The sequence below is a fragment of the Tardiphaga sp. 768_D3_N2_1 genome (assembly GCF_052076105.1).
Lineage (GTDB): Bacteria > Pseudomonadota > Alphaproteobacteria > Rhizobiales > Xanthobacteraceae > Tardiphaga.
Genome location: NZ_CP197245.1, coordinates 52,648 through 68,453, shown reverse-complemented (window position 1 = coordinate 68,453; position 15,806 = coordinate 52,648). Strand labels below are relative to the sequence as shown.

Annotated in this window: 24 protein-coding genes; 14 read left to right on the top strand and 10 right to left on the bottom strand. The window is 59.6% G+C overall.

Going from position 1 to position 15,806, the window contains the following annotated elements:
* Nucleotides 1-31: 31 nt before the first annotated feature.
* The 4 genes from AB8A27_RS00340 to AB8A27_RS00325 all read right to left on the bottom strand — a co-directional run bounded on the left by AB8A27_RS00340 (nucleotide 32) and on the right by AB8A27_RS00325 (nucleotide 1,393).
* Complete coding sequence (locus AB8A27_RS00340; RefSeq protein ID WP_092138853.1) at nucleotides 32-220, bottom strand: hypothetical protein; 189 nt, start codon at nucleotides 218-220, stop codon at nucleotides 32-34.
* Nucleotides 221-342: 122 nt separating this feature from the next.
* Nucleotides 343-561: a hypothetical protein gene (locus AB8A27_RS00335; RefSeq protein WP_092138851.1), complete on the bottom strand. Its 219-nt coding sequence runs from the start codon at nucleotides 559-561 to the stop codon at nucleotides 343-345.
* A gap of 120 nt (nucleotides 562-681) precedes the next feature.
* Nucleotides 682-924: a hypothetical protein gene (locus tag AB8A27_RS00330; RefSeq protein ID WP_441240186.1), complete on the bottom strand. Its 243-nt coding sequence runs from the start codon at nucleotides 922-924 to the stop codon at nucleotides 682-684.
* Nucleotides 925-955: 31 nt separating this feature from the next.
* Nucleotides 956-1,393, bottom strand: a complete 438-nt coding sequence (locus AB8A27_RS00325) for a hypothetical protein (RefSeq protein WP_115033904.1) — start codon at nucleotides 1,391-1,393, stop codon at nucleotides 956-958.
* Between the two features lie 146 nt (nucleotides 1,394-1,539).
* On the opposite strand from AB8A27_RS00325, the gene AB8A27_RS00320 reads away from it, so the two are divergent.
* Nucleotides 1,540-1,980: an arsenate reductase/protein-tyrosine-phosphatase family protein gene (locus AB8A27_RS00320; protein ID WP_441240185.1), complete on the top strand. Its 441-nt coding sequence runs from the start codon at nucleotides 1,540-1,542 to the stop codon at nucleotides 1,978-1,980.
* A gap of 23 nt (nucleotides 1,981-2,003) precedes the next feature.
* On the opposite strand, the gene AB8A27_RS00315 is transcribed toward AB8A27_RS00320, so the two are convergent.
* On the bottom strand, nucleotides 2,004-2,237 hold the full coding sequence (locus tag AB8A27_RS00315; RefSeq protein WP_441240184.1) for a hypothetical protein: 234 nt from the start codon (nucleotides 2,235-2,237) through the stop codon (nucleotides 2,004-2,006).
* Between the two features lie 400 nt (nucleotides 2,238-2,637).
* On the opposite strand from AB8A27_RS00315, the gene AB8A27_RS00310 reads away from it, so the two are divergent.
* The 6 genes from AB8A27_RS00310 to AB8A27_RS00285 all read left to right on the top strand — a co-directional run bounded on the left by AB8A27_RS00310 (nucleotide 2,638) and on the right by AB8A27_RS00285 (nucleotide 7,320).
* The gene (locus AB8A27_RS00310; protein WP_441244786.1) at nucleotides 2,638-3,582 is read left to right on the top strand and encodes a helix-turn-helix transcriptional regulator; all 945 of its coding nucleotides are present in this window, start codon (nucleotides 2,638-2,640) and stop codon (nucleotides 3,580-3,582) included.
* A gap of 101 nt (nucleotides 3,583-3,683) precedes the next feature.
* Entirely contained in the window at nucleotides 3,684-4,013 is a 330-nt protein-coding gene (locus tag AB8A27_RS00305) for a hypothetical protein (RefSeq protein WP_441240183.1), read from the top strand.
* A gap of 122 nt (nucleotides 4,014-4,135) precedes the next feature.
* Nucleotides 4,136-5,341 (top strand): NAD(P)/FAD-dependent oxidoreductase, encoded by a 1,206-nt coding sequence (locus AB8A27_RS00300; RefSeq protein WP_441240182.1) that lies wholly within the window; start codon nucleotides 4,136-4,138, stop codon nucleotides 5,339-5,341.
* A 142-nt stretch (nucleotides 5,342-5,483) separates the two neighbouring features.
* Nucleotides 5,484-6,401: an MBL fold metallo-hydrolase gene (locus AB8A27_RS00295; RefSeq protein WP_441244785.1), complete on the top strand. Its 918-nt coding sequence runs from the start codon at nucleotides 5,484-5,486 to the stop codon at nucleotides 6,399-6,401.
* A gap of 219 nt (nucleotides 6,402-6,620) precedes the next feature.
* Complete coding sequence (locus AB8A27_RS00290) at nucleotides 6,621-6,806, top strand: hypothetical protein (protein ID WP_441240181.1); 186 nt, start codon at nucleotides 6,621-6,623, stop codon at nucleotides 6,804-6,806.
* Between the two features lie 193 nt (nucleotides 6,807-6,999).
* Nucleotides 7,000-7,320 (top strand): hypothetical protein, encoded by a 321-nt coding sequence (locus tag AB8A27_RS00285; protein ID WP_441240180.1) that lies wholly within the window; start codon nucleotides 7,000-7,002, stop codon nucleotides 7,318-7,320.
* A 402-nt stretch (nucleotides 7,321-7,722) separates the two neighbouring features.
* Here AB8A27_RS00285 and AB8A27_RS00280 read toward each other — a convergent pair whose 3' ends face one another.
* The 3 genes from AB8A27_RS00280 to AB8A27_RS00270 all read right to left on the bottom strand — a co-directional run bounded on the left by AB8A27_RS00280 (nucleotide 7,723) and on the right by AB8A27_RS00270 (nucleotide 8,470).
* Nucleotides 7,723-7,905, bottom strand: a complete 183-nt coding sequence (locus AB8A27_RS00280; protein WP_441240179.1) for a hypothetical protein — start codon at nucleotides 7,903-7,905, stop codon at nucleotides 7,723-7,725.
* A gap of 129 nt (nucleotides 7,906-8,034) precedes the next feature.
* Nucleotides 8,035-8,226 (bottom strand): hypothetical protein, encoded by a 192-nt coding sequence (locus tag AB8A27_RS00275; protein ID WP_441240178.1) that lies wholly within the window; start codon nucleotides 8,224-8,226, stop codon nucleotides 8,035-8,037.
* Nucleotides 8,227-8,341: 115 nt separating this feature from the next.
* On the bottom strand, nucleotides 8,342-8,470 hold the full coding sequence (locus tag AB8A27_RS00270) for a hypothetical protein (protein WP_441240177.1): 129 nt from the start codon (nucleotides 8,468-8,470) through the stop codon (nucleotides 8,342-8,344).
* Between the two features lie 255 nt (nucleotides 8,471-8,725).
* Between AB8A27_RS00270 and AB8A27_RS00265 the strand changes: the two genes are divergently transcribed.
* The 3 genes from AB8A27_RS00265 to AB8A27_RS00255 all read left to right on the top strand — a co-directional run bounded on the left by AB8A27_RS00265 (nucleotide 8,726) and on the right by AB8A27_RS00255 (nucleotide 12,574).
* Complete coding sequence (locus AB8A27_RS00265; protein WP_441240176.1) at nucleotides 8,726-11,002, top strand: glycosyltransferase family 4 protein; 2,277 nt, start codon at nucleotides 8,726-8,728, stop codon at nucleotides 11,000-11,002.
* A gap of 68 nt (nucleotides 11,003-11,070) precedes the next feature.
* Complete coding sequence (locus tag AB8A27_RS00260; protein WP_441240175.1) at nucleotides 11,071-12,339, top strand: glycoside hydrolase family 130 protein; 1,269 nt, start codon at nucleotides 11,071-11,073, stop codon at nucleotides 12,337-12,339.
* A 46-nt stretch (nucleotides 12,340-12,385) separates the two neighbouring features.
* Nucleotides 12,386-12,574 carry a hypothetical protein gene (locus AB8A27_RS00255; protein WP_092138818.1) on the top strand — a complete coding sequence of 63 codons (189 nt, stop codon included), beginning with the start codon at nucleotides 12,386-12,388 and terminating at the stop codon, nucleotides 12,572-12,574.
* Between the two features lie 27 nt (nucleotides 12,575-12,601).
* Here AB8A27_RS00255 and AB8A27_RS00250 read toward each other — a convergent pair whose 3' ends face one another.
* Complete coding sequence (locus AB8A27_RS00250) at nucleotides 12,602-12,811, bottom strand: hypothetical protein (RefSeq protein ID WP_092138816.1); 210 nt, start codon at nucleotides 12,809-12,811, stop codon at nucleotides 12,602-12,604.
* The gene (locus AB8A27_RS00245) at nucleotides 12,808-13,146 is read right to left on the bottom strand and encodes a hypothetical protein (RefSeq protein ID WP_441240174.1); all 339 of its coding nucleotides are present in this window, start codon (nucleotides 13,144-13,146) and stop codon (nucleotides 12,808-12,810) included. Before AB8A27_RS00245 ends, AB8A27_RS00250 begins: the two co-directional genes overlap by 4 nt.
* A 204-nt stretch (nucleotides 13,147-13,350) precedes the next feature.
* On the opposite strand from AB8A27_RS00245, the gene AB8A27_RS00240 reads away from it, so the two are divergent.
* From AB8A27_RS00240 to AB8A27_RS00225, 4 genes are all read left to right on the top strand, one after another.
* A complete protein-coding gene (locus tag AB8A27_RS00240) occupies nucleotides 13,351-13,614 on the top strand; it encodes a hypothetical protein (RefSeq protein ID WP_441240173.1) in 264 nt (87 codons plus the stop codon).
* 66 nt (nucleotides 13,615-13,680) lie between these two features.
* Entirely contained in the window at nucleotides 13,681-13,893 is a 213-nt protein-coding gene (locus AB8A27_RS00235) for a hypothetical protein (protein WP_441240172.1), read from the top strand.
* 940 nt (nucleotides 13,894-14,833) lie between these two features.
* Nucleotides 14,834-15,151 carry a hypothetical protein gene (locus AB8A27_RS00230; RefSeq protein ID WP_175365671.1) on the top strand — a complete coding sequence of 106 codons (318 nt, stop codon included), beginning with the start codon at nucleotides 14,834-14,836 and terminating at the stop codon, nucleotides 15,149-15,151.
* Between the two features lie 135 nt (nucleotides 15,152-15,286).
* On the top strand, nucleotides 15,287-15,760 hold the full coding sequence (locus AB8A27_RS00225; protein WP_441240171.1) for a hypothetical protein: 474 nt from the start codon (nucleotides 15,287-15,289) through the stop codon (nucleotides 15,758-15,760).
* The last annotated feature ends 46 nt before the right edge of the window (nucleotides 15,761-15,806 follow it).

Below are 15,806 nucleotides of genomic sequence, written 5' to 3'. Positions count from 1 at the left end.
ACTAGGCGGGGACGACGGCGTGAATCGCGCCCTACGCCTCAGCCAATTCGAAATACCGCGGCGCGTCGCGCCAGCCCTGCGCTGCGGCATGGAGCGCCTTGGCGCGATAATCCAGCTCGAGATCGCAGAGCATGCCGCGCATCTCCAGATCGCTTTCCTCGCGGGCGAGGCGGTTGCAATCGTCCGCACGGTCTCTGAAATAATTTTCTGCCATAATCATCAGTGTGGTTTTCCATCGGCTTCGATGGAACTTCGCTGCCCGGTTTGGCGAAGACGTGGCGGCATGCCATCAAATACGTGGCAGGTTCCGTTCTTCGCGTTGCGAACGATTGCGCAGCAATGTTACGGCGCGCCGTTCGCGCCTGCGGTCACGGCATGCGACACGAGCGCATGGGCATCGGTGATACCGCCGGCCGCATGGCGCACGATGGTCTCCGCCATCATCGCCTTCGTCGCCGGCGTGCGATGCTGCACGGCGATCTGCTGCACGGCGATATCCAGTACCTGGCGCAGCGTGGCCACATAACTTGCGTCGAACTTCGGTGTCGGGTCGGTCGTCATGATACACTCCGTCGTTTCGAGCTGCGCGGACCGTGCTGGCGCATTGGGGCGTATCTTGGCCCGTCCGATGAAACGTCGATGACGGCTAATGACATTGTTTTGAAGCGTGGTCTTGAACCTTCATGCGGTGTTGCGCGACATCGCGCCGAGCGCATTGCGCTGCACACGAGCGCGCAAGAAGAGATCGATACAATCTTTAGCAAATGTGAAGCCGCGATGACGTCGCGTGCACATTTGCGCGATCGATAACCCCTGCGATTTCGCTGAATAGGCAGCTTGATAAAGCGCTATTCCCGAATGCGCTTTATCGCGCGCCGGCGCGTCGGTTCGCGGATATGTGTTTGCGCGGGCGCCTTGCAGCAAGGCGTCCGTGCTCCGCTTGAGGGTTCGCCGCTTATTTCAGAGAGATGGCGAGGCCCGAGAGATCGGCATTGACCATCAATCCGGTCTGGCGACCGCTCAATTCCAGCAGCGCGCCTTTCTCGTTGGTGAGCACGATGGCGCTAACGCCGCGGCCGACGGCAGCACCTGCGCCGCCTGCGCCATAGACGCCGGCCACATCGCCGGGGCTGTTGATGCGGCTGACGCGGCCGGACAGATAGGTCTGCGATGCGCCGAAGACGAGGCCCGCGCTCAATCCGCCGATCGACAGCGGATAGGTCCGCCCGCGAAAGGTCAGCGTGCCCGAACCGCCCGATGCGCCGATGAACCAGCCGCCCTTCAGCACATTGATGCGGATCGTGCCGCTATCGGCGAAAGCTGCAGAGGAAACGCTTGCGCCGATCAAAGCGAGAGCGGCGACGAGGGTGGTGCGGAAAAGCGAGCGCGACATGAAGGGGTCCTCTGAAGAATGATTCGTTGGGCGCAAGGACGGCACAATCCAGCAAAATGGCCACGGGGTCCATGGGCCTTCGGCGCCACGTGGGCGGCGAGGGTGCTGCAATTGACAAATGCAGGCCCGACAAAACACACTCGGCCATGGCCAGGACCGTCCTCTTCCTCTGCACCGGCAACTACTATCGCAGCCGCTATGCCGAAGAACTCTTCAATCACCTCGCGCCCCGCGCCGGTCTGGACTGGGAGGCGACGTCGCACGCCCTGGCCATCGAGCGGGGCAAGGACAATGTCGGCCCGATGGCATGGCAGACCATCGACGCGCTGACGATCGATGGCATCTCGCCCCTCGGCGCATCGCGCATGCCGGCGGTCTGCACGCATGATGCGCTTGCAGCATCCGATATGGTGGTAGCCGTGAAAGAGGCTGAGCACCGCACCTTGCTGGCGGAGCGTTTTCCGGGCTGGGAAGATCGCGTGACCTATTGGCATGTGCATGACATCGACGTGGCGCCTCCCGATGTCGCGCTGGGTGAGCTGAAAGTGCTCACAGAGGCCCTGGTGCAACGACTTGCCAAAGTGTGAGTGGGCAGCCGTGTCGGCGCTGCTCAATTGATGCTGTGAAAGAACCACTTCACCAGCAACACGCCGCTGCCGATCGTTGCCACGACGATCCCGTAGCCAGTCAGAACATCGCCCGGCGTACCGCCGAACGGCCATAGCGCAGCAATGGCGATGCCGACGGTAAATGTCAGTACGACGTAAAACAGAATGCCTCGCTCTTCCGGCCTCGATGCCAGCGCCTGCATGATGAATTCCAGAACGGGGCTTGGCTCGGACATCGACATGGCTCCTCGTCCGATGAGACGCGGGACCAGTATGGCGGGTTCAATGATGGCCTGTGCCCGTTCGGGTCCAGAAACAGCAGCAGATCGAACGGCTTCGGCCCAGCAGCGACGCGCTCGGCGCTTCACGTGAACGTGCGCCGTTCGGCGTCCAGGCAATCATTTTCGAATGAAAACTGCACGTCCGCGCAGCGATTGCACAAGAAGCCAAGGAAAACTCAACGGCAATTCAAGATGCCTGCAAGGCTTTCCCGCCCGCAGGCGCGCATTCTGGCCGTGCTTTCAGGAGCAAGGCCACGGATGGCCCGAACAAGCGGGGGAAAACTATGAGGATTTTCGTCTTAGGCGAGACCGGTCTCATCGGACGCACACGAACGCCGGATGCGGGTGCATGTCCATGACCAAGCCCCACGATCGTTTGAATGACCCGGCAGCGACATCTGAAGCGCCCCAGGAAACTCCATCCCATGCCGACCGGCGTTCTGCCGATGCGGAGATGGCCCGCGTGCTCGGGACCACACCGTTTCACATGGCTTTGGATTCCTCCGGTGCCGGAATCGCCCACTGGAAACACGAGCCCTTGCACGACGTCGTTGAGCCCATGACCCATCACGTCATCATGGCGTACAACGGTTCGATGCAGCGCATGGAGCGGCGCTCAGGAAGATCGGTTGCGATTGGAACGTTTCGTCCCGGGGTTGTGATCATCATTCCAGAAGGGTCGAGCTCCCGATGGGATATTCCGAAACCTGTTGATGTCGTTCAGCTCTATCTTCCGCACACAATACTCGAGCGCGTTGCCAACGAAGCCGACATGGCAGCTCCTGGTGACCTTCTGGAGCGAACGGCGCATCCCGACCCCATCACATCGCGGCTGCTCATAAGTGCGGCGGATGTTCTGGAGGGCAACGCGGCCCTGGACGCCCTGTTCAGGCAACAAGTGACGGATCTTCTGGCCACGCGCCTGCTGGCTGCGCATACCGGCGCGCCAGCCGCGTTCCAGCAGACCGTAGGCGGCCTGGCGCCGAAGACGCTGCTACGTGCCATCGAACGTTTGCGCTCCGACAGCGATACGGACGTCTCTCTCTCCGCTTTGGCCTCGGATGCCGGCCTGTCGCGCTTTCACTTCTGCCGCGCTTTCAAGGAAAGCACCGGGCTTTCACCACATGCCTGGCTGCGCCAACACCGGCTCGAGCAGGCCATGAACATGCTGCGCGACACCGACGCATCGGTCGTGTCGGTGGCAGCGGCGCTTGGCTATGCGTCGCAGACAGCCTTCGCAGCTGCGTTCAGGAAGCTGACCGGCGAAAGCCCAAGCGATTGGCGACGACGGACGCGTTAGCAGCAATCTCTCGACAGGTACGTCAATCGCTCTGGGGCAGTTGCAGATCCGATCAGCTAGATCATCACCGTGCCCACGCCAATAACGGACGGAGACAGACAATGGCCTGGAAGACCTTCGTCGACCCACTTGCAATGATACCGCGACGGAGAGTCGTCACGAGCTCTCTGATATATGGACTTTCACTGACCATTCGACTGACGACATCGACGGGCGAAGAGGCCGAGAAGCCAGCGCAGACCGCGCAAGACAGCACCCCTTCGTTGTCCATCATCGTGAGCGACGACATCCAGGCTTTGAACGACCGGCTGCTGACCTCCGCTCAGCCGATCATCTTTCACCGTGACCGGCCGCTGGTTCCGCGAATCTGCCGCGCCGAATGTGAACGTCCCATGCAACTGGCGTCGATGCTGGACTGTTCCCCTCCATAGGGGCTCACCTCGTCGTTTCCCTTCTTCGCGTCATCGTTGATCGCAACAAATTTGCCGCAGGTGAGAAGCGGCGGCGCTGACGCGCGTACTGCCGAGCAACTTAAACCCAAGGAGAAAATCACATGCGAATAGTCATCATAGGGGCCGGCTTCGCCGGCATGTACGCCGCACTCTCCGCAGCCCGCCTGCGCGACATCAAGGGCGTGTCGCCCGAAGAGCTTGAGATCGCGCTGGTCGCACCCGAGCCGACACTGGTCGTTCGTCCGCGGCTCTATGAGCCGAAGCCCGAAACCCTGACGGCGCCTTTGCTGGATGTCCTCAAGGCTATCGATGTCGTCTATATCAAAGGCAGCGCCGAGACGATCGACACCGCATCCCGTATCGTGCAGGTCGCGACCGCCAACAATAAGCGACAGTCGCTCGCCTATGATCGGCTGGTCGTCGCGACCGGCAGCCGGCTGTTCCGTCCGAATATTCCCGGTCTCGCGGAGCATGGCTTCAGCGTCGACAATCTCGACGATGCGATCGCGCTCGACAAGCATCTGCATGGCCTGGCCAAACGGCCGGCGTCGAACGGACGCGATACGGTCGTTGTGGCCGGCGGCGGCTTCACGGGAATCGAAGCGGCGACCGAGATGCCGGCGCGGCTTCGCGCGATCCTCGGCAAGGACGCCAGGCCGCGCGTTATCATCGTCGAGCGAAACAGTGCGATCGCTCCCGACATGGGCGAGGGTCCGCGTCCCATCATCGAGGAAGCGCTGCGCAAACTCGGTGTGGAGACGAGGCTCGGTGCGGGCGTTGCCTCGCTGGATAATTCCGGCATCACGCTCTCCGACGGCGAACGCATCGACGCCGAGACCGTGATCTGGGCGGCGGGCATTCGCGCCGCGCCGCTGACCACGCAGATCCCTGCCGAGCGCGACAATTTCGGCCGGCTGCTGGTCGATCGCGATTTGCGCGTCCCCTCGGTACCCGGCGTCTTTGCCACGGGCGATGCCGCCAGAGCGGCCAGCGACGATGTCGGCAACTATGCGCTGATGTCGTGCCAGCATGCGACGCGCATGGGCGCCTTTGCCGGCAACAATGCCGCCGCCGAACTCCTGCGCATGTCGACCAGGCCATATCACCAGAAGGCCTATGTCACCTGTCTCGACCTCGGCGAAGCCGGCGCACTGTTCACGCGCGGCTGGGATCGCAAGGTCGAGATGGTTGGCGACGTCGCCAAGAAGACCAAGCAGGAAATCAACACCGTCTGGATTTATCCGCCCAAGGCCGAGCGTGCCGCCGCTCTCGCCTCGGCCGATCCCGAGCGTGTGACCGATCTCTAACCGCCTCACCCAGGAAGAACCGCGCTCCAGACCGGAGCGCGGCAAGATCTCGCAACCCACCAACCAGGAGGACTTACAGATGACACAGACGATTCAAGCCACTCGGCAAAACACCCCGCAAAATAACCAGAAGGAGAAACACATGAACCTTGCTACGACATCGGCCCCCGTCAGGTCGGGGCGCAACGAACTGGTCCCCTCGCGCTATGCAGTGAAGATCGGTGACATCGACGTGCTGGTGGTTAGCGATGGCGTGCTGCCGCTCCCAACCTCCATGTTGGGACATAACGCAGACCCCGCCGTCCGGGCCGCTTGGATGCGCGACATGTTCCTGCCGCCGGACGCTTTCGACTGGCCGCTGAACGTGGTCGTCGTGCAGAGTGGCGAGCAGACTATTCTTGTCGACGCCGGGCTGGGACTGGACCCGGACCTGCATTTGCCGCGGGCCGGACAGTTGATCCAGCGATTGGCAGCTGCCGAGATCGATCTTGCATGCGTCACGGATATCGTGCTGACGCATTTGCATATGGACCATATCGGCGGACTTCTCGTCGAAGGGGTGAAGGACCAGTTGCGTTCGGATCTGCGGATCCACGTCGCTGCCGCCGAGGTCGAATTCTGGAAAGCGCCTGATTTCTCTCACACCCAAATGCCACCGGGATTCCCGGACGCGCTGCGGGCGACCGCCAAGCGGTTCATGGCCGAATATGGAAAGCATTTTCGGACATTCACCGACGAGCACGAACTGGCGCCGGGAGTCATCGTGCGTCGGACCGGCGGCCACACGCCCGGACACAGTGTGGTCCGCCTGGCATCCGGCGGCGACGCGCTGACCTTCGCCGGCGACGCCGTGTTCACGGTCGGGTTTGACCAACCCGATTGGCACAACGGTTTCGAGCACGATCCCGAAGAAGCTGCGCGCGTGCGGACCCGTCTGTTGCGGGAGCTGGCGGCCAGCGGCGAATTACTGGTCGCGACCCATCTGCCGTTCCCGTCCGCCGGCCACGTGGCGATCGATGGCGACGCGTTCCGCTGGGTTCCGATCTCCTGGGACTACTGATCGCTTGTGAGGTATATCGTGAAGTAACGCCAACGGGCCTGCAGACGCGTCGCGTGCTGCAGGCCGCCTTTTCTCGATGATCATCATTTCCCTTTGTCGCTTGGCAGGTCGGTTTTTCCGGGAACGAGATGGGCTGTTCCACCGTTTTCAAAGATACCGGGCCGGCTCGGTTCCAGCGGGACCGGCTTTCCCTGGCTGGGAAAAATCGGGAGACAGCAAATGATGTCCGAGATGCAAATCCACACCATCGCCCGCCAGATGCTGGATCGGCACGGCGGCGAGGCCATCGCTCATGCCGCTCAGAATGCACAGACATGCGAGCAAAAAGGTCAGGTGGAAGAAGCCAACGAGTGGCGCCACGTGAAGGATGCCATGAAGATGATGCAGGGCCCGCATCAGAGCTAAAGGTTGCGATGCCGCCTTATCGGGACGGCGTCAGCTTTTAGTTCAGTGCTGCCGCGGCAAGCACGGTAGCGCATCCTTGATGTGTTCGCGGCAACGCTCCGCCAGCCGATAGTAGTCGGCACGTATGACCACATCGTCCGTCGCACGCGCAAGCGCAGTCAATCGCTGAAAGTCTTGCAGCGATGTCTCGCAAATGATGATTTTCATGGTTACCTCGTCACCGGCGCGACTGCGGGGTGACATGGAGCAATTCGCCACCACCAAGTTCGGAGCCCTGTCGGACCCGAGCGGTTTTGTGAAGATCGAATGGAAGATCGACCAGGCATCGGAAAAACTGTCTCTAAGCTGGATCGAGACTGGCGGCCCGCTCGTCAACCCGCCCAGTCGCCGCAGCTTTGGCACACGCATGATGGAATCGTTGGGACAGCAACTCAGTGGTACCGTGCGCCTGGCATATCCGCGCTCGGGATTTACTTACACTCTGGATATACCCGTCGGTTCGCTGAACAAATAACCGCTTGGACGCCTCGCCATATGGCGAGAACGGTCAAGCCCTTTCACGCAAACACCTTCAAAGTGGACGGTTCGCTTTGCTCCGAAGGCCTGCAAGCGAACCTTGTGACGTGTGTACGGACGTTGAGAATCAATCGGCCTGAAGATTGTAAAGCTTACGAAGCCTTTGTTGCGTTCCCTCAATTGCCCGCACGGTATGCAATTCTGCTGTAAGCCGTAGTTGAACATCGCTTGCCCGTTTAATCGATAGAATTGACCAGTTTGTTTCAAAACGGGGGTCGGCGATTTCATCGACGAGAACGGACGTCACGTCTTCGCACCCGTAACAACTACGGATCTGTAGAAGTGCCGCGCGTTCGAGGTCGTGTCGGGAAAGGAGTGTTTTCAAGACGTGTCCTGATCATCATGCGATTTCAAGATCGACCTCGCCGTTGAGAGCGCCACGCTGCTCAACCTGATTGCGCGCCATTTGCTCGATCAGCGGTCTATTGGTGTGAAAGTACCGCTTCGCCAGCTCTTTGGTCTGGAAATTGGTGGTGAGCGAGCATGAGATGCGTCGTGTTCCGTAACGGATGTCGAACGCCACTCGCAGATGATCACCATCGATCGGAGTCGGTTTAGAGATTGCTATCACCCATGGTCCATCTCTGCTCAGAAGCGTCCGAGCGATTCAAATCTGTTTCGGAAACGCAGCGCTGCAAGCGTCTTGATCAGATCAACTCTTCATCGCCCAGGCCGGGCGATCTCCCTGCCAGGCTGGTAGAGCGTCCCACTCGGCGGCTCTCATGCGACGTTCCTCGCCACCGACATTGATGAACACGAAGGGCGCGTCCTCCCGGCCGGTTTTAGATCCTGCAAAAATAGCTGGAACGCCATAGGCATCTCGAATCGCAGCTTTGTTGGACATCGATCTCCCTTGATCCTCAAGATTTTCATCTCGCGATTTTTCGATTACTGAACGTCGTCGGGAAAATGCGAAGTCGCTGCACGGAAAGCAGCGAGTATCTCGCAATACGCTCCTGCTACTTCTTCTTGGCAGCACCAAGCGTCGGCATTACCTTCGGGCCACCGCCCTTCATACTTTCAGCAGCAGCGATCGTCTTTACCGCAACCTTCTTGGGCTTCTTGGCTTCGCGATTTCCTTTGGCCATTTTGTGCTCCGTGTGTGAACAAGAGCAGTAGCACGTTGCAGCCTGACGAAGGGTTTTATTATATCAGCCTGCTCGCAAAGATAATGATGGCTATTCCCGGATAAAGGGCGCACGCTTGATCAAGTGCATTACCGGCCGTGCTTGGCCGTGCCTTAATTCAATGATCCGAACGGAATAGCGTTAAGTGACGCGGCCTATGCTGCGTCGCGCATTTCGTCGTTTCGGCATCTGTCCATCACATGACGAGGCTGCAGATTGACGGTGTTCAACCGTATCGCATTTATTGGAAACTCGCTTCCACGCCGATGTGGAATCGCAACTTTCACCACCGACTTGCAGAGCGCAGTCGCAGCTTCGCGGGCGGATTCCAAAACGGTCATTGTGGCGATGACTGATCACGGTCACGTCTATGATTATCCGACGAGCGTCGGAATTCAGATCAATGATGGTTTGATCAACGATTACATCCGCGCCGCTGAGTTCCTCAATGCGGGCCGCTTCGACGTCATTTCACTGCAGCATGAATTCGGCATCTTCGGCGGAGAAGCGGGAGGCGATATCATCCCGCTGCTCTCGCTGCTCAAGACGCCGATCGTGACAACCCTCCATACGGTTCTTGCAGAACCAAGCACGGTTCAAAGGGACGTCTTCACCAGGATCATCGAGCTGTCCTCGAAGGTTGTGGTCATGGCGGAGAAGGGCAGGGAGCTGCTGCGGACCGTCTATCAGATCGCCGAAGAGAAGATTGAGGTTATTCCCCACGGAATACCCGACTTCGCATTCGTCGAGCCCGACAACGCCAAGAATAAACTGGGCTTCGCCGACAAGTCCGTCATTCTGACGTTCGGACTGCTGTCGCCCAACAAAGGCATCGAATTCATGATCGATGCGATGCCTTCCATCCTGAACGCCTGCCCCAATGCGGTCTATGTCGTGCTTGGCGCCACCCATCCGAATCTGGTGCGGGATGAGGGGGAGGCCTACCGCGAGAGCCTCATTGCAAGGGCGCGCGACATCGGCGTTGCCGATCACGTTAAATTCCTCGACCGCTTTGTCGACCAGGACACGCTGCTCGACTTCATCTCCATGTGCGATGTCTACGTCACGCCATATCTGAATGAAGTCCAGATGACGTCAGGCACTTTGGCCTACAGTTTCGGGTTGGGAAAGGCTGTGGTCTCGACGCCCTATTGGCATGCACGTGAGCTTCTCGCAGACGGTCGGGGCATCATCGTCCCGTTTTCAGACGCGGACGCGATCGGCTTCGAGATCGAGAAGATTTTGACGAATGCGCCCCTGCGCCAGGCGATGCGCAAGCGGGCCTATGCCAGCAGCCGCTCGATGACGTGGGAGCGGACCGCCGAACGATATATTTCGGTCTTCGAGAATGCTGGTCGCCGTCACAGGCTCAGGACCATCGCAAAGTCGGACACGACCACGCTGCTGCGTGACAGTCGTGCGCCGCCGGAAATGCAGATTGGTCATTTTCTGTCGATGTGCGACGACACCGGGCTGTTCCAGCATGCGGTCCATTCCGTGCCTGACCGCTCGCACGGCTACTGCATCGACGATAATGCGCGCGCCTTGCTGCTGGCATGCGCGCTGAACACGCCCGGCGAGTTGCGCCTGCCGGAGGTGCTGACATCGCGTTTCGCTGCGTTCGTCCAACATGCCTGGAACCCGCAGACGCATCGATTTCGAAACTTCATGGCCTTCGATCGCGGCTGGCTCGAAGACAGCGGATCCGAGGACAGCCACGGCCGTACGCTCTGGGCCCTTGGCGTCTGCGTCCTTTCAGACGCCAACAGGTCCCGGCGCGCCTGGGCCGCATTATTATTCTCTGAAGCGCTGCCGGTAATCGAAGAATTTCTTTCCCCGCGCGCCTGGGCATTCACGCTGCTGGGACTGGATGCGTATTGCGCGGCCGTTGCCGACGATGACCGCGCCGAGACAATCCGGGCGTTGCTCGCTGACAAGCTTCTTGCCCTTTTCCAGAAGGCCGGGACGGCCGATTGGGTGTGGTTCGAGGAAGGCCTTTCCTATGACAATGCAAGGCTCTCCCAGGCCCTCATCATCACCGGGACAGCATTGCGGAGACAGGATTACCTGGACGCCGGGCTGAGAAGCCTGCGCTGGCTGCTGGCACAGCAGACCTCTGCCAGCGGGCAATTCAGGCCAGTCGGAACCGAAGGATTTCACGACGTCCGACGGCAACCCCGCAATTTCGACCAGCAGCCGGTCGAAGCCGCCGCGACGATCGCGGCTTCCCTCGCGGCATGGCGTGCCGACCAGGATGCCGATTGGAAGGCAGAAGCCGCCAAAGCATTCGCCTGGTTTCTGGGAAGCAACGATCTGTCGATTCCACTCGTCGACCTGGAAACTGGAAGCTGCCGTGATGGGCTGCATCCCGACCGCGCCAATGAAAATCGGGGCGGCGAATCCGTCGTTTCGTATCTGCTGGGCCTTTCCGAAATTCGGCATATGGCCCGTATCGCCGAGGACCAGTCGAAGTCCGCGCCGCGCGTGGCCTGATGCCATCCCTTTACCTTTCACTGATCGAGATTCCCTTGTCCCCCAAATCGCCCTTACTTGATCGCCAGATGCTGTACCTCCGGCCGGACGCATCACGCGTCATCGTCCGCCCTTTCAAGCCCGCCACAGAGCCGCGCGATCTCAATCCGACGGACAAAACCCGCGCCAATCACATCGTCGATCGGATCCTCGCGCTGGACGCGCCGACGGCAGAGGCGCAGTTGGCGGATGTGTTGGAGAATTTTCTGGGCCGTCACCGCAATTTGCTTCAGACCTTCGAAGCCCGCGCCGATGATATGGAGGACGCGCTTCGGGACCACACCCAGTTCACCGCGGTCCAGCGCCAGCTCGTCGGGGCTTACTTTCTGAGCGAATATTCGTTCGAGGCGTCAGCACTGTTCAATCCCAGCATCGTCCCCCATCCTGATCAGTCCGGATTGGCCAGTGGTGCGCTTCGCTTCATTCTCAGCCTGCGAGCGGTCGGTGAAGGCCATATCTCGTCGCTGACATTCCGGACGGGCCTCATAGCAGAGGATGGCACGGTCAGCATCGATCCGACGACCCGTCTCGCATCAAACCCGATGGTACGCCGCCTCGACTCTGGTCCGAACGGCGAGGATATCGACGTCATATTCGATCGCGGCGAGGATATCAGCGAACGGGTCATCTTTCCGATCACAGCCTCGCAATCGAACGGCATCGAGGATGCACGCTTCGTCAAATTCAGCGACGCTGAAAAAGACACATACTACGCGACCTACACCGCATATAGCGGGCGTGCGATCCGATCGGAGATCATCGAGACGTCCGACTTTGTCTCGTTTCGCTTCTCTGCCCTTCGCGGCACCGCAGCCCAGAACAAGGGAATGGCGCTCTTTCCCCGGAAGATCGACGGCCGGTTCGCGATGATCGCGCGACAGGACAACGAGAACCTCTATTTGATCTATTCGGACGATCTGTACACATGGGATGGCGGCACAGCGATCTTGACGCCTGCCGCCCCCTGGGAATTCGTGCAGATCGGTAATTGTGGATCGCCCATCGAACTGGATGAGGGATGGTTGCTGCTGACACACGGGGTTGGTCCGGTCCGCAAATACTCGATCGGCGCAGCGCTTCTCGACAAGAACGACCCAACGAAGATATTAGGCCGCCTGCGCGAGCCTCTGCTCCGGCCCGCACCATCCGAACGCGAAGGCTATGTCCCGAATGTGGTCTACACATGCGGCGCAATGCGCCATGGCGACAGGATCATCTTTCCCTATGCGATCTCGGACAGCTACTCGAATATCGCAACGATCGATATAAAAAGCCTGCTGGCGGCAATGGAGCCTTGATGTCCTGCGATGGCACGAACTCCCTCCGATTTCAGAGTCAAGAATCATGAATCACGAAGACCTCGAACTGATCCGAGAAATCGTCTCGCATGGAGGCGCAAAGTACACGGCCGGCAATATTGATCGCACCAGGTATCAGCGCCTCGTCGATCTTGGCTGGCTATCGCCCGTCGTCATGAACAAAACGGATATCGCCTACGAAGCGACCGAAGCGGGCAAATCCGCTGCCGAGTGACGCAATTCCGGCGAGAGCGTCTCGACGTCAGTACCGTGCAACGGTGTTGCCGGTCGCAAATTGCTCGAGCGCGTGGAGAGCACTCTCTTCATACGTCGCTCCCGGCAGCGGTTTCGCGACCACCATGAGCTTGTCAACGACCGAAAGGTGGATCATTTCATCCACGATTTCATACCGGGCTTCGTACTTCACGCCAGCCAGCACCAGTTCGACGTGACCCAGCCAAAATCCCTTCAACTTCGGCTCCCGGCTATGTCGATGAATTTCTGGAGTTCTGCAGAGAAGCGAATCGCTTGATCCACATTCAGCCAAAGCTTGGTTGTCGACGTCGGCGAATGTTCAAAGACGATCCCGAAGCCGCCCGAGTTGGGCACGACCTGGGCTGACCAGTTCGCGACTTCGCTTACAATCTTGCGATCATTAGGTCTTGCCGTTTCCTGAATGTGGCTGATCTGAATCTTGAACTCGATTGCATCGTCGAACGACAGGGAAATCGGCTCTCCACTAAATTCGAGGATCAACCAGCAATCTCTTTGCTTCGATTTGACGTCCGGGATGAGTTTGAAAGGCATCGTTCAACCATGCGCTCATCGCTGCCGCGGTCAATCAAATTCGCGGAACCTGCCGTGTTCCGGCACGCGCAAGGGATGATTGTCACCATTGCCGTGGATATCTGCTGCCTTCACCGCGAGTTCCTTGTGGCGCTCCGGTCTCCCTCCCTCTAACTGAGACACCGCGGGCTTGAGTCGAACGGACTTTGTCGAAGGATCTACAGAATGAGCGAAGGTTGGCAGCCGATCAGCACCGCACCGAAGAATGATGAGCGGATCATCGTTGCCGGCGGGACCTGGATAAGGGGCAACAAGGAAAAGCTGCCTCAGGAATTCCCTTGCCTTGTGATCTGGGACGAGACCGAGTGGCTGATTTGCGACAATGAAGGACCGAGGGCGCTCATCCGCGGCCCCAAAGTCTGGATGTCAATTCCACCCGTTGAGCTGCCGCCGGCGTCCGAGCTGCTTGCAGCCACGATGTTTCGTTAACCATGCGATGCTACCTCTGTTAGCTGCGGACCTTGTCTGGAGTACCGCATCCAATCTGGAGCGCATATGCAGGTCATCGAAATCACCGACTTCGTCGAAGCTAGGCGAGCTCGGCTGGCCCAGTACCATGGGTTACCGCGTGCGCTTCAGCTCAACGGCCAGACGCTCACGGGATCGGTCAAGTCAATCGTCATGGATGCGTCTGCGACCAAATGGACCGTTCGGCTCATCGCAGCGCCACCGATCGTCGATAAGAAATATAGCTTGCGCGCCGGATAGCCCCGACGCAGGTCGCCGCAAAAATATAGACCTCGTGCTTCGCGTCGGAAGTTTAGGTTGCCGAGATTGAGCGACCACTTTCTGAACCCGGAAACTCATTGCTTCAATGATATCTGAGGCCGGGCCGCCTCTCAGGCCAGATAGGCCGCTCCATGATTAATGATCGTGGAATTGAAGCGCAGCCAATCAATGACGACCGACAGTACATTTTCGACGCTGCCGAACGGCCCGACTACGCAGAGGCAAAGATCGCGTCAGCAGACCATTCCAGACCGAGAAAGCAGTCCGGGAAAGTGCATTGACCGACAGGCTGATGACCGAAGGACCGGTCGCAACTGAAACTGGCGGACAAAATCTCTGGCCGGCTGCCACATTGAATAGGTCGCTGAAGTCCGGCGGGTGTCTCCGAAGATTTATGAAAATAATCCTTGACGTTGTTTTTGAGGAGATTATATTCCATTGCATCCCGTCCCACTTTGAGGGGCGTTGCCAGGGACGCTTGTTAGCGCGGGGCGGGATGTGGCGCCTGCGGGCGGGAGGAAGACGTTTCCTCTCGCACTCGGGAGGCCCTGGGTCACCGTCCGGCCCCACTACGGGGGTCTGCCACTCATGCTGGCTGGACGTGGCATTGGTGAACGGCGGGAAATCGTCGGGATAAGCGGACTGCGGAGGTCTGCGCCTTTGCCCGGAAGAACGGTCCCGGGGACAGAAATCGCCACGATGGAGCGTCGAAAGGCGTTTCCGCGGCCTCTGATGTCCGGAGATCCGGACAGCATGCTGCGGCACTGATACCAAGTCGCGCCTTTCGGCGCTTCATCTCCCTCGTTTTGAGGGAGAACAACGGGACTGCCACTCACGCGCACAGGCGCGGGCAAGGACGGCGCGTGGCCGTCACCCAAGTCACTCATATCCAATCATCATCGTCACAACGGGAGTTCACATGATCATCTCGCAACACGATGCCTGGCATCTCGCGCAGCGCGCCAGGGACAAGAGCGACCTGGCGGCCAAGCGGTTGTCGGATATGATCGTCGCCGCCTGCATCGAGGAGATCGAGCGCGGCAATGCGAACATCCTTCGCACCCATCGCACTTGCGTCATCAAGGCCTGTCGTCGTGCACACCATTGCACAGGAAGTCGGCCGATCTGTCTGCTGTTTCAGCGACGGCGCGTTCTGAATGCAGAACAACAGCAAGCGATGCTGGACGAGATGTATTGGCGCGTCCTGGAGGCGCTCGTCGCCAGCGAGGCGGCGTGATGAATTCGTTAACCGGCATCGCGCGCCGCGGCGGCGCTGTCGTGACACCGCATGCATGGGCCGGTATTATCGGCGCAAACAGAGCGCGGCGATGCGCGCTCATAGCCGGGGTTTCGCGACATGCGCGCAGTGACGATGACGACGCTTTCCACTTTGCGCCCGCGCAGCATGGCGCTCGCTGTCATCACGGTGCTGGCGTTGCTCGATGTCACGCTGCTGGTGGCGCGCGAATTGCCGAGCGTGCCGGTGCTTCAGAAAGTCGGCTTCGACATGGAGTCTGCCGGCTTCAAGGCGCGTTTCGCCAACGATGCCGCAGGGAAGGTGGCTTTGAGCAAATTGCCGGCCTATCGCTTCGTCGTGCACAACACGCCGAACGGCCCGCGCTATCTCTATGCCGATCCCGCCAAATGCATGTGCACCTTCGTGGGCAATCGCGACAATTATCTCAACTATCAGGATATCGTGCGCCGTGGTCTGCCGCAGGCGGATTATGTGGCGCCGGACTACAAGACGCAGGCGAGCGCATTGCTGTCAGACGATCCGATCGCGTCGGACCAGATCGACTGGCAGCCCGACAGTCTCGCGGATGCGTTCCGGGATTATTATTGATCTCGATCTCTCCCCGCCTGGTGAAGCTTCGCTTCAACCGGGGGCG